This is a genomic window from Mesorhizobium sp. M1A.F.Ca.IN.020.04.1.1 (assembly GCF_003997315.1).
Lineage (GTDB): Bacteria > Pseudomonadota > Alphaproteobacteria > Rhizobiales > Rhizobiaceae > Mesorhizobium.
The window spans coordinates 1-13,643 of sequence record NZ_RZSN01000161.1 but is presented as its reverse complement, the minus strand read 5'-3'; the positions used below and the strand labels follow the sequence as shown (position 1 = coordinate 13,643).

The 13,643-nt window shown below is 65.4% G+C and carries 4 protein-coding genes; 2 read left to right on the top strand and 2 right to left on the bottom strand.

Annotated features, from left to right (window positions below):
* Together EOA49_RS25155 and EOA49_RS25150 are read right to left on the bottom strand one after the other, a co-directional pair.
* Positions 1-4,160 (bottom strand): translocation/assembly module TamB (locus EOA49_RS25155; protein ID WP_348626893.1); only part of this gene is annotated, 4,160 nt, incomplete at its 3' end.
* Positions 4,160-6,088, bottom strand: a complete 1,929-nt coding sequence (locus EOA49_RS25150; RefSeq protein ID WP_067328927.1) for an autotransporter assembly complex family protein — start codon at positions 6,086-6,088, stop codon at positions 4,160-4,162. The genes EOA49_RS25155 and EOA49_RS25150, both read right to left, overlap by 1 nt.
* A 278-nt stretch (positions 6,089-6,366) precedes the next feature.
* On the opposite strand from EOA49_RS25150, the gene EOA49_RS25145 reads away from it, so the two are divergent.
* Together EOA49_RS25145 and pbpC are read left to right on the top strand one after the other, a co-directional pair.
* Positions 6,367-11,847: an alpha-2-macroglobulin family protein gene (locus EOA49_RS25145; protein WP_127243414.1), complete on the top strand. Its 5,481-nt coding sequence runs from the start codon at positions 6,367-6,369 to the stop codon at positions 11,845-11,847.
* 163 nt (positions 11,848-12,010) lie between these two features.
* On the top strand, positions 12,011-13,643 hold a 1,633-nt coding region (gene pbpC, locus EOA49_RS25140), incomplete at its 3' end, for a penicillin-binding protein 1C (protein WP_127243413.1).

The following is a 13,643-nucleotide window of genomic DNA, read 5'->3' as shown; positions in this document are numbered from 1 at the left end:
CCGCTGACCACTGTCTTGCCGGAAGTGACGCTGTCGGCCTGGATCGTGCCCGAAATTGCCGGTCCCTTGAGATAATTGGCGATCAGCGCGTTGACGGTGATCGCCTTCGCCGCCAGTTCGCCGCGCGCGATCGATGTGCTGGCCGCATTGATGGTGAGGTTCGGAGCCGCGCCATCCTTGGCGAAGGCGATCGTGCCGTTGATATCGCCGGTCGCCGTCTGGCCGCCAAGCGCCGCCAGCGGGCCGACATCGGGAACGGCCAGCGTCAGCGTGCCAACCGGCAGGAACTGGTCGTCGAGCGCGAGGTCGCCGGCGATCTTGTTCGGTCCCAGCGACAGCAGAAGCCCGTTGATCGCGCTCTTGCCATTGGCGGTGGCAAGCACCGCATTGCCCTGCAGCGGCTGTCCGGCGACATTGCCGGTCAGTTGCACATCGGCCGCCGGATTGGCGGCATCGGCCTTGCCTGTCGCGGTGAGCTTCAGTCCGGTGATCTCGCGCGCCGCCACGGACAGCCTGTCGCTGTTCACCGTCAGCGAGAGGTCGGGCGCCATAATCGGACCTTGCGCATTCAGGCCAAAAGCGATGGCGCCCTTGGCGTCTTTCGACAGCAGCGAAACGTCGCTCAACGCCCCCCTGATGTCGGCGGCAAGCTTGTTGTCGGCAAGGCTCGCCTGCCCGTCGGCGCTCAGCGCGCCCGAGTTGAGCTTCAAGCCGGAGACATTGACGTTGCCGTTGGCGTCGCGGTTCAGCGCGGCGCTCAATTGCGCGCTCTCGCCCAACATGCCGCGCACCGCCGCCGGCAAGGCGGAAGAAGCGACATTGGCGTTCACATTGAGGTCGACGGCGCCGTCGCGCAGCGACATGCGGCCGGCGACCTGGCTGTTGAGCGCATCGCTCTTGAGCGAGCCGCTGTTGACGGCAACGGCGTCGCTCGTCAAACGGCCATTGACCTCGGCCGTGACCTTGCCGGCAACCAACGGCGCGATCATCGGATTGTCCAGGCCGATCCTGTCGATCGACACCGTCCCGGAGACCGGGCCTGCCCGCCCCTTGAGATCGAACGCATCCGAATGCAGCGCAACGGCAAGGCCGTCCACATTCACCTGGCTGGCGGCAACCGAAGGCAGGATGGCGGAAGCCTCGAGGCGGGCCTGCGTGCTTTGGCCGGCTATCTTTGCCGACAATGACTGGACCTCGATCTTGACCGGGCTTTCGGCGCTGCCGATCGTCAACGGCAGGCTGGGTCCGGATGACGTCAGATCGAGCGAAAAATCGCTGACGCCGTTCGGATTCAAGGTGCCGGCGGCGTTGCCGGAAATCTTGTCGCCCGAAAGCGTTGCATGGTCCAGGGCCAGGCCGCTCGCCAGACCGTAGCTGCCGGCGGCATCCAGATTGAGCGGCCCAAGTCCGGCCTGGCGGGTCTGGCTGGTCTCGGCGCCGGCAAGCTTGGCGTCGAACTCGATATCGGGATTGGCCGACGGGCCCGTAACATGTGCCGTGCCTTCCAGCGTTCCGGCAGCATCGAGGCCCGGCACGAAATCATTGGCGAGCGCCGCAGGCAGGCCGGCGAAATTGGCCGTCAGGTCGAGGATCTGGCCGGCGCTGCCGGAAATGGTCGCCGAGCCGCCGCCGAGATTGAGCGCAAGCTTCTCGACGCTGGCGACGCCGTTGGCGATTGCGAGGCGCGACGGCTCGGCGATCGCCGCCTTGATGCCGCGCAGGGTCGCTTCGCCGGACGCGATCTCGACGCTGGTCTTGCCGTCGGCGATCTTCACGCGCCCGGTCGCGGTGGCCGGAATGCCGGATGCCGTCGCGCCGCCGGAAAAATTGGTCCAGTCGCCGTCGCGCCTCAGGTCGATGCCGATACCGCTGACCACTGTCTTGCCGGAAGTGACGCTGTCGGCCTTGATCGTGCCCGATATTGCCGGTCCCTTGAGATAATTGGCGATCAGCGCATTGACGGTGATCGCTTTCGCCGCCACTTCGCCGCGCGCGATCGATGTGCTGGCCGCATTGATGGTGAGGTTCGGAGCCGCGCCATCCTTGGCGAAGGCGATCGTGCCGTTGATATCGCCGGTTGCCGTCTGGCCGCCTAGCGCCGCCAGCGGGCCGACATCGGGAACGGCCAGCGTCAGCGTGCCAACCGGCAGGAACTGGTCGTCGAGCGCGAGGTCGCCCGAAACCTTGTTGTCGCCGAGTGCAAGGCTGAGGCCCTTGATCGCGCGCTTGCCGGCGGCGGTCACCAACGACGCCTCGATGTCGAGCGGCTGTTCCTCGACGCTGCCCGTCAGCGAGATATCGGCCGAGGGGTTGGCGATGTCGGCTTTGCCCTTCGCCGAGAGCTTGATGTCCTTCACCGTGCGGCCGGCCGCCGTCAGGCTGGCGCTGTCGGCCGACACCGAGAAATCCGGCGCCCAGCGCGGACCGCTGGCGGTCAGCGCGAAATTGACCCCGCCGGCAAGCGGCGTGCCCGCCAGCGACGACAGCGCCGATACATCGCCCAGCGTTCCCTTGACGTTTGCCTTGATATCCGAGCCTTGCGCGCTGGCGGTGCCGCTGGCGCTGAGCGAGCCGGAGGTGAGTTCCAGCTCGTTGGCCGCGAAAGCGCCTTCCGGATCGCGGGTCGCGGTAGCCGAGAATTTCACCCGTTCGCCAAGCAGCGAGCTGATCTGCGGCGGCAGCGCCTTCGATACGGCGTCGGCGTTCATCTTCAGCGTCATCGACAGGTCGGCGAGCGAGACGCCGGCGGTCAGCGCGGCATTGAGCGCATCGCTGCGCAACGTGCCCTGGTCGACGGTGACGGTGTCGCGGCTGATCGAACCGGCGAGATCAGCGGCTAGCTTGCCCGTCACCAGCGGCGCCAGGGTCGCCACGTCGGTCTTCAGGCCGGCGGCCGCGAGCTTGACATTGACCGGCCCGGTGCGGGTCGCGACGTCGAAGCCGTCGGAATGGACCCGTCCCGTCACATTGTTGAGCTGCGTGCCGCCGACGGCGATCGAGGCCAACGAGGTGCCGATGTCGACTATCGGCGCCTTGCCGTCGCCAAAGGCGCGTGCGGTCGCCTTCTCGACCGCGACCAGGATCGGCACCGCGCTGGTGCCGACGTCGATGGTGACGGGCTTGTCTTTGGCTGAGAGCTCGACGGCAAGATCGCTGGCGCCCTTCGGGTCGACATTGCCGGTGGCCGTTCCGTGCACGGCGCCGCTCTCTACAATTGCGCGCTCGATATCGATCCCGCCTGTCGTGGTCGCCGTCCCGGCCACGTCGAAATTCGTTTTGCCGGCAAACAGCGACTTGAACTTCTCCGGCAGGAAGCGCTCGAATTCGCCGTCGCCTTTGGCCTCGATATAGTGGCCCTTGTCGCTCAACTGATGGCGGCCGGTGAGCTGGGCGACGATCTGACGATCGACAACGAACGTGCCGATGCCGTTCCAATTGGCGAGCGGCCCCGTGCCGGAGACGACGATATCAACGGGGGGCGCATCGGGGAGCTTGAGCAAATTGGCGATGATGCCGCCGGCCGGCTCCGACGCCTTGAGATCGAGGTCGAGCTTGTTGTCGGCCGGCGCGAAACGGACCTTGGCGTCGACATTGCCCTGCTTGCCGTCGCGGCGGGCGACTTTGAGCACCGTGTCGATCGCCAGCGGCGATGGATCGGCCTTGAGCGAACCCTTGGCGGCAAGTTCGGCAATCCCGCTGCCGGCGAGCTCTTGCCCGAGCGCGATCTCCGGCAGCTCGATCTCTTTGACGTCGATCGAGACCGGCAGACTGTTCGATGCGCCTTGCGACGGCTGTTGGCCGGCTCGTGGCAGCCGCGCCAACTCGATGCGCTCGGCTTCGATGCGATCGGCGCTGAAGTTGCGCGACAAAAGCGCCGTCGGCGACCAGTCGAGCGCCACCTTGCGCGCCACCAGCCAGGGCCCCGTGCGATCCTCCAGCACGACATGATCGAGCCTGAGCTGACCGGACCAGATGCCTTCGATACCGCTGACGGTGATCTTGCGGTCCTCGGTCGAGGCCAGTTTCGAGATCAGACCGGCGAGATTCTGACGGCCGCCTTCGGTGCCGGTCAGCACGGCGAGCGCGCCGATCGCCACCACCAGCAACAGGAGCAGCGTGTAGAGGCAGATACGAAGGATGCGCCAGAATATCCTCATCATCAGAACGCCTGACCGATGCCGGCATAGAGGCCGAAATGCGGATCGCCCGGATCGCGGTTGAGCGGCACGGCGGCGTCGATGCGCAGCGGCCCGAATGGCGTAAGATAGCGCAGACCGACGCCGGCGCCGACCTTGACGTCGGAGAAATCGGGGAAGGATTTGGTCGAGACCGTGCCGGCATCGACGAACGGAACGATGCCGATCGTGTCGGTGACGGCCATGCGCATCTCGACCGAGGTCTCGAACAGGGACAGGCCGCCGATCGGCTGGCCGTCGATGTCCTTCGGGCCGATACCTTGATAGGCATAGCCGCGCACCGAGCCGCCGCCGCCGGAATAGAAGCGCCTGTCGGCCGGAACATTCTGCAGCCCGGTGCCAACGATCGAGCCGAGCGTAGCGCGTTCGGCGAGGACGAATCTGCTCGCCGTATCGAGCGACTGGTAAGCCGAGCCTTCGCCCTTCAACTTGAGGAAGGTCGCGCCGTTCAGAATGTCGTAGCTCGGCTCGGCATAGGCGAGCGCCCGGAAACCCCTGGTCGGGTTGAGCTTGTTGTCGCGGCTGTCATAGACATATTGCAGCGGAATGCTGGCGATCAGATAGGTGTGCTTGCCGAAGGCGTCGGTGATCCTCGAGTAGTCGAGGTCGAATTCGGCCGAGACCCGCTGCCTCTTGTCGAGGTCGTAGGAGACTCCAACGTCGCCCTTGACCGAGAAATGGTCATAGGCGTCGGGGTGCTCCAACACGGTCTTGACGCCGGTGAAGAACTTCGATGTCGGCCCGAGCACCCCCGGCTTCTCGAACATGATGCCGGCATTGTAGTTGAGCGCGGAAATGCTGTTGCTGCCGATGCCGCTGATGGAGCCGTCGATGCGCAGCTTCTCCGCCTGGCCGAACAGGTTGCGGTGGCCCCAATAGCCTTCGAGCCCCAGTCCTTCCGTGTTCGAAAACGTGCCGCCGACGCCGAAAAAGCGCGGCTTGCGCTCGCTCACCTGGACGTCGATCGGAATGTTACCTTGAGCGTCGAGGCTCTCGCCCTCCTTGATGGTCACGCTGTTGAAGACTTCGAGCCCGAGCAGCCGATCGCGGGCATCGTCAATCTCTTGCGGCGAATATTGCTGGCCCCGCTTTAGGTCGGTCATGTATTCGGTGAAGTCGCGATCGACCTTTTCGGTACCCTCGACGGTGGTGTCGCCATAGCCGGCGACCGGGCCGGCCGCGACCGTCAGTGTCACGTCGAGCGTTGAGGTGTCATGGTCTGCGACGATCTCGCGATCCGTCACCTTGGCTAGCGGTCTGCCCTCTTCCTTGAGCGCTCGCACGATCGCCGCTTCGGCCTTGAGCACGGCACCCGAACTGGCGTCGCCGCCCGCGATCAGGCCGAAATCGGCGCTCGCCAGGCCGGCCGCGTCGCCTTTCAGTCTGATGTCGCCGAGGGTGAATTTCGGCCCGGCGGCGATGCTGACGACCACCGGAATGGGCTGCGGCCCCTTGAATTCGGCGTCCGGCGGCAGTTCGTCGATGGACTTGCCCTCTATGGTGATGGTGACCACGCCCTCGTAGCGGGCGTCGGCATAAAGGGCGGCAACCAGTTGCTCGCGGTCGCTGCGCGCCTTGGCCATCAAGCCGAGCGACCCCGATACCGGGTGCTCCTCGTCATTTTTGAGCACCGAGGCATCTTCCAGCTTCTTGACCAGATCCTTGTCGGCATCGGGAGCGTCAATGGTCACCGAATAGCGCAGCGGATCGACGATGTCGGCATCCTCGTCCTTGGACGAGCCCCAAAGCTTGATGCCGAAAATCTCGAAAGCAGCCGCCGGCCGGGCTTCGCCGGCGAGCATGGCCGCGCAGACGAGCGCCAAAAGCAGGGCGCGCGGAAGCACGCGCCCTGGCGCGATCCCTCCTGACATCTGCGTTTCATACGCCGGCATTACGCTAACCTAGACGACAAAACTAAAATTGGAATGAAGTTCTGAAACGCTCGTAAAGGGGCCACAATCCAATTGTCTGAAATAGACCGGGCTTGGAATTCACACCTTTTGCGCCTTCGCAAGAAAGCGTGAACCCTTGTCCCATGGAGGTTCTGTCGAAATACCGGCCTGTGGCCGGCATGGAAACCGTTGGCGGGTTGAAAACCTGCCGCGTTCGGCGTTGACAAGCCTGTTTGATGCTTGATCATGGCCGGACGCTGCAATGTCGGGAGGGTGATATGGCAATGCGCGCGGCTCGTGGTCTCTCTTTCCTCGTTCTTCTGTTCTTTGCCTTGAGCGGGGCCGCGCAAGCGGCCGAAGCCCGGCGAATCGTGACGACCGACAACTCCGACTATTTCGGTTTCGACCTCAGGTCCGACCAGAATGTCAGCCTCGACCAATGCAAGACCACATGCCTCGGCGATCCCGCCTGCCGCGCCTTCACCTACAACACGAAGGCCAAATGGTGCTTTCTCAAATCCGACTACAATCAGCTGAAACCCTTCAGCGGCGCCGTCGCCGGCAAAGTCGCAAACGTCGATGGCGACCCCGATATCGGCGCGCCGCCTCCACTTGCCTTCTTCCCCAACTGGATGGCCGATCAGGCCCAGCAGTTTCGCAACAAGCTGACCGATCCGGCGTATGACAAGCCGACCGAAGGGCTGGCCGCACTTCAGGCTGCGGCCGAGCAGGCAGCGCTGACCGGCGACCATCGCCTGGCCATGCAGAAATACCAGGCGGCGCTGTCCGTCCTGCCCGACGACGGCGCGCTCTGGCTGGCGCTGGCGCGCGAGACGCTCGGCGTGCAGCCGGCTTCCAACACTTCCGAACCCTCGACCCTGCCGGCAAACGTCACCTCGGCCGCTTTCAACGCCTATAAGCTGGTGCGCACGGCAAAAACCCGCGCCGAGGCGCTGGCGCTGCTTGCCGCCGGCCTCGACAAGCGCGACCTTTTCCGGCCGGCCATTCAGGCCTATGAGGCGAGCCTTGCGCTGGTGAACTCGCCAGCCGTGCAGGCCGACTACGCCGACCTCAAAGCACGCAAGGGTTTCCGCGTGATCGACCATTCCGTCGATGCCGATTCCTCTTCGCCGCGCATCTGCGCCCAGTTCTCCGAGGACTTGGTGAAGACCGGCGTCGACTATTCGCAGTTCGTCACCGTCGACAATGCCGCTCCCAAGGCTGTCGAAGCCAAGGACAAGCAGATCTGCGTCGAAGGGCTTGAACATGGCCAGCACTATGACGTGACCTTCCGCGCCGGTCTGCCGGCCGCGATCGGCGAGTCGATTGCCGCTCCGGTCGTGCTGTCGATCTATGTCCAGGACCGCGCCCCGTCGGCCCGCTTCACTGGCGACAGCTTCGTGCTGCCGGCCGGCGCCCGCCGCGGCATTCCGGTCGTCACCGTCAACATGAGCGCCGCCAAGATGAAGCTCTACCGCATCGGCGACCGATCGCTGGCGCAGCTTCTGTCCGGCTACCAGTTCCTGCATCAGCTCGACGGCTATGACATTTCCACCATTTCCGACCAGATGGGCGAGCCGGTCTGGGAAGGCACGCTCGACATCGCCAACGACCTCAACAAGGAGGTCACCACCTCCTTTCCGGTCGACGAGGCGATCCCGCAGCGCAAGCCCGGCGTCTATGTGCTGACCGCCCAGCCGGTCGACGACAAAAGCGACGATTATGGTTCGCGCGCCACCCAGTGGTTCGTCGTTTCCGACATCGGTCTGTCCACCTATACCGGCCAGGACGGTCTCAACGTCTTTGCCCGCTCGCTGGGCTCTGCCAAGCCGATTGCCGGCGCCGAACTGACGCTGCTTGCCAAGAACAATGAAATCCTCGGCACGGCGACGTCCGACGCCGAGGGCCATGCCGTTTTCAACCCGGGCCTGACGCGCGGCGAAGGCGGCATGGTGCCGGCGGTGCTGATGGCCAAGCAGGGCGACAACGACTTCGTCTTCCTCGACATGGGCCGCGCCGGTTTCGATCTGTCGGACCGCGGCGTTGCCGGGCGTGCCGCGCCCGGCGCGCTCGACGTCTATGCCTGGACCGAGCGCGGCATCTACCGCGCCGGCGAAGACGTCCATGTCGCCGCCCTTGCGCGCGACGGCGCCGCCAAGGCGGTCGAGAACCTGCCGCTGACCTTCATCTTCACCCGACCCGATGGCGTCGAAAACCGCCGTATCGTCAGCGACGGCGCTTCCGCCGGCGCCCATGCCGTCGATCTGTCGCTCGAGCCTAACGCCATGCGCGGCACCTGGTCGGTGTCGATCTACACCGATCCCAAGCAGGCACCGGTCGCCAGCCATATGTTCCTGGTCGAAGACTTCGTGCCGGATCGCATCGAGTTCGACTTGACGGCCGACAAGAAGGAAATCGCGCAGGGCGAGACCGCCAATGTCAGCGTCGACGGCCGCTTCCTCTATGGCGCGCCGGCCGCCGGCCTCGCGCTTGAAGGCGAGATGACGCTGTCGACCACGGACAGCTGGGATCGGTTCAAGGACTTCATCTTCGGTCTCGCCGACGAGCAGTCGGCCGAACCTTCGGTGACGCCTTTGGCCAACCTTCCCCTCGTCGGCGACGACGGCAAGGCGACCTTCCCGGTCTCGATCGACCAACTGCCCTCCACCACCAAGCTGATCAACGCCAAGGTCACAGTCCGCATGCGCGAAGCCGGCGGCCGTGCCGTCGAGCGCTCGCTCGACATCGCCGTCCATCCGGAAAAGGAGATGATCGGCATCCGCCCGGATTTCGAAGGCGGCGAGGTGCCGCAAGGCGGAACGGCGAAATTCAGCATCATCGCCGTCGATCCGAACGGCAAACGCGAGGAGCTGAAGGGCGCGCAGTGGTCGCTGGTCAAGGTCGAGCGCAATTACCAGTGGTACCGTTCGAACAATTCCTGGAACTATGAAGCGGTGAACCTCACCAAGGCCGTCGCCAACGGCCAGATCGACCTGAAAGCCGACGGCGAGGCGACCGTGTCGCTTCCTGTCGACTGGGGCCGCTACCGGCTCGAGGTCGAGACGGCCGACCCCGATGGCCCGGCGACCAGCTATGAGTTCGACGCCGGCTGGTACGTCGCCTCGACCACCACCGAAACACCGGACGGCCTGGAGATCGCTCTCGACAAGGACACTTACGCCGCCGGCGAGGTGGCCAAGCTCAAGGTGTCGCCGCATTTTGCCGGCGAACTCCTGGTCACCATCGGCGCCGAGAAGCTGTTGAAGACCGTCACCGCTTCGGTGCCGACCGGCGGCAGCACCGTCGACATCCCGGTCGCCAACGACTGGGGAGCCGGCGCCTATGTCACGGCGACTTTGTTCCGGCCCGGCGATGCGCAGGAATCGCGCATGCCGGCCCGCGCAATCGGCGTCAAATGGCTGACCGTCGATCCGGGTTCGAAAAAGCTCACTGTTGCGCTTACGCCGCCTGAAAAGACGGCCCCGCGCCAGCAGCTGTCGATCCCGGTCGCCGTCAGCGGCGCGCAAGCCGGCAGCAAGGCCTATGTCATGGTCGCCGCCGTCGATGTCGGCATCCTCAATCTCACCAACTACAAGGCGCCCGATCCGGAGGACTGGTTCTTCGGCCAGCGCATGCTGGGTCTGGAAATCCGCGACCTTTATGGCCGCCTGATCGACGGTTCGCTCGGCACCACCGGCAAATTGCGGACCGGCGGCGACGGCGCCAACATGCAGTCGCAGGGCAGCCCGCCGACCGAGAAGCTGGTCGCCTTCTTCTCCGGCCCGGTCGAGCTCGATGCCAACGGCAAGGCGCGGATCGATTTCGACATCCCGCAGTTCAACGGCACCGTGCGCGTCATGGCCGTCGCCTGGACCAAAGAGGCCGTCGGCCATGCTCAAACCGACGTCATCGTGCGCGATCCGGTGGTGATCACCGCCGGCCTGCCGCGCTTCCTGGCGCCTGGCGATGCCGCGACCATGCGTCTCGACATCGCCGACACCGACGGCCCTGCCGGCGACTACAAGCTGTCGGTCACCACGACCGGCGATCTCTCGACCGGCGACAAGCCCCTGCCCGAGAAGCTGACGCTTAGCCAGGGCAAGCGGCAAGCGTTCTCATTTCCGCTGATCGCGCAGACGGCGGGCGACGCTTCGATCACCGTCAAGCTCGCGCATACCGGCGGAACGGAGGTCGAGCAGACGCTCTACCTGCCGGTGCGCCCGGCGCAGCTCCCGGTCACGAACCGCATGGTGGTCGACCTGAAACCCAATGGCGGAGCCTTGCGCGTCGACAAGGAGCTGCTCGCCGCAAGCGTGCTCGACGGTGCTTCGGTCAGCATCGGCGTCTCGCAGGCAGCCGCCTTCGACGTCCCTTCGCTTTTGATGACGCTCGATCGCTACCCCTATGGCTGCGCCGAACAGACAACCAGCCGCGCCTTGCCGCTGCTCTATGTCAACGACATGGCCAAAAGCATCGGCATGAAGAGCGATCCGGACCTGCATGGGCGCATCCAAGATGCCGTCTACAAGGTGCTGAGCTACCAGGCATCAAGCGGCAGCTTCGGCCTCTGGGGCCCGGGGTCCGGCGATCTCTGGCTCGATGCTTATGTCACGGAGTTCCTGACCCGGGCACGCGAGCAGAAATACGACGTGCCGGCTCAGGCGATGAACCAGGCGCTGAACAACCTGCAGAACTCGCTTGGTTATGACCAGGACGTCCAGGATCGTGGCAGCGAGATCGCCTACGCGCTCTATGTGCTCGCCCGCAACAAGAAGGCCTCGATCGGCGATCTGCGCTACTATTCGGACACGCAGCTCGAGTCCTTCTCCAGCCCGATGGCTGTCGCCCAACTGGCCGCGAGCCTGGCGCTCTATGGCGACACCCAGCGTTCGGAGGCGACTTTCCAGACGGCCTTGCGGCTGGCGCAGGCAAGCACCGAATACGACTATTATCGCTCCGATTATGGCTCGCCCCTGCGTGACGGCGCGGCGATGCTTGCGCTGGCCGCGGAATCGAAGCCGGTGCCGAGCATCGTGCCGCAGCTGATCAGGCTGGTGGCGCGTGAACGCGCCGACGCCCGCTGGACGAGCACGCAGGACGAATCCTGGATGCTCCTTGCGGCAAGGGCGCTGAAGGAAGGCAACAATTCGATCACGCTTTCCGTCAACGGCGCGCCGCATACCGGCGGCTATTCCGATCGGGTTGCCGGCAACGACCTTGTCGACAGCCCGCTCGCCATCGCCAACACCGGCACGACGGCGCTGCAGGCGGTGGTCACCGCGGTGGCCGCACCCGTCGAGCCGCTGCCGGCCGGCGGCGACGGCTTCAACATCGATCGTACCTACTACAGGCTCGACGGCACTGAGGCCAACATCACCGAGGCCGGGCAGAACGAACGCTATGTGGTCGTGCTCAAGGTCTATGAGCAGAACAAATGGCCCTCGCGCCTGCTGATCACCGATCTGTTGCCGGCCGGCTTCGAGATCGACAATCCGAGCCTGGTGTCCAGCGCTCAATTGTCGAACTTCTCCTGGCTGGCGCAGACCGACGCCGCGCATCTGGAGTTCCGCGACGACCGCTTCGTCGCCGCCTTCAACCCCAACGAAGGCGACGGCGACCGCAACATCACGCTGGCCTATGTCGTGCGCGCCGTGACGCCCGGCACCTATGCCCATCCGGCGGCGACGGTGGAGGACATGTACCGGCCGCAATATTCGGCCCGCACCGCCTCCGGCATGATGGAGGTCAAGGCGGAGTAAGTATTCCGACGCTGGCGATCACAACCATGGCGATAGCGCTGCCCCTCATCCGCCTGCCGGCACCTTCTTCCCGTGAAAGACGGGGAGAAGGGACAAGCTCCAGCGCTGACGCCCCCCTCTCCCCGTCTTTCACGGGAAGAGGGTCAGGGTGAGGGGCAGCACCATGCTCTCCAAAAAATTCTTGCGGCGCGCTGCCATAACGGCAGCTTCCTCCGCCGCCTGTCTTGCCCTTTCCGTCGCCGCTCTCTGGCAGCTCGACCGCGCCTTCCCGCCGCCGCTGCCGGCGCCGCTGACGGTCTCCGCCGAAGTGCAGGACCGCGACGGCGAACTCTTGCGCGCCTTCGCGACGCCGGACGGCTACTGGCGGCTTGGGACCCGGCTCGACCAGGTCGACAAGCAGTTCGTCGACATGCTGGTCGCGTATGAAGACAAGCGCTTCTGGGACCACCGCGGCGTCGACATGCTGGCGCTTTGTCGCGCCGCCGGGCAGTTCGCCACCAGCGGCCACATCGTTTCCGGCGGCTCGACGCTCTCGATGCAGCTTGCCCGTCTGATCGAGCCGCGCGACAGCCGCAGCCTCGCCTCCAAGGCGACGCAAATCCTGCGCGCCATCCAGATCGAGCGGCGTTTGTCCAAGCGCGAAATCCTCGAGCGCTACCTGACACTGGCGCCCTATGGCGGCAACCTAGAAGGCGTGCGCGCCGCCTCGCTCGCCTATTTCGGCAAGGAGCCGAAGCGGCTGACCGTATCGGAAGCAGCCCTTCTGGTCGCGCTGCCGCAGTTGCCGGAAAAGCGCCGGCCCGACCGCAACCTCGACATCGCGCATGCCGCGCGCGACCGCGTGCTCACCCGCATGGTCTCGGCCGGTCTGCTCAACGAACGAGAGGCAGCGCGCGCCGCGCTCGACGACGTCTCCGGCCTGCGCCGCAAGCTGCCGGCATTGGCCGCGCATGCGTCCTACGCCATGCCGCCCAAGGCTCAACCCGGCAAGCCGCTGCAACTCACCATCCGCCGCAGTGTTCAGCAAGGGCTGGAACAGGTGGCGAAAGAGGCCGCCAGGAAGCTCGGCCCAAAGCTTTCCGTCGCCATGGTGATGGCCGATGCCCGCACCGGCGACATTCTTGGCGAAGTCGGTTCAGCCGATTTCTTCGACGCCAGCCGATCCGGCTGGATCGACATGACCAAAGTAGTGCGCTCGCCCGGCTCGACGCTGAAGCCGTTCATCTATGGGCTTGCCTTCGAGCAAGGCCTGGTGGCGCAGGAGACGATCATCGAGGACAGCCCCGCCGACTTTGGCGGCTACCGGCCGAAGAATTTCGACATGGGCTACCAAGGCGACGTCAGCATCAGGCAGGCGCTGCAGCTGTCGCTCAACGTGCCGGCGATCCGGGTGCTGGACGCAGTTGGTCCCGCGCGGCTCACGGCGCGCTTCCGCCAGGCCGGCGTCAACCTGGTCCTGCCGCTCAACGAGGCGCCCGGGCTGGCGATCGGCCTCGGCGGCGCCGGCGTGACTTTGCGCGACCTGGTGCAGCTGTATACCGGCCTCGCCAATGGCGGCAAGATGCACACGCTGCATGACGGCACCGAGCCGGCCAATGCCGGGCGCGTCACCGCCACCATCCTCGACGACCAGGCCGCCTGGCAGATCGACGACATCCTGTCCGGCGTGAAGCCGCCCGAAGGTGCGGCCCAGCGCGGCATCGCCTACAAGACCGGCACATCTTACGGCTATCGCGATGCCTGGTCGGTTGGCTTCGACGGCCGCTATGTGCTTGGCGTCTGGGTCGGCCGTGCCG

What these genes read in the sequence shown, in the direction of transcription:
- EOA49_RS25150 (WP_067328927.1), bottom strand. Translation starts at nt 6,088, where the DNA reads ATGCCGGCGTATGAAACGCAGATGTCAGGAGGGATCGCGCCAGGGCGC.
- EOA49_RS25145 (WP_127243414.1), top strand. Translation starts at nt 6,367, where the DNA reads ATGGCAATGCGCGCGGCTCGTGGTCTCTCTTTCCTCGTTCTTCTGTTC.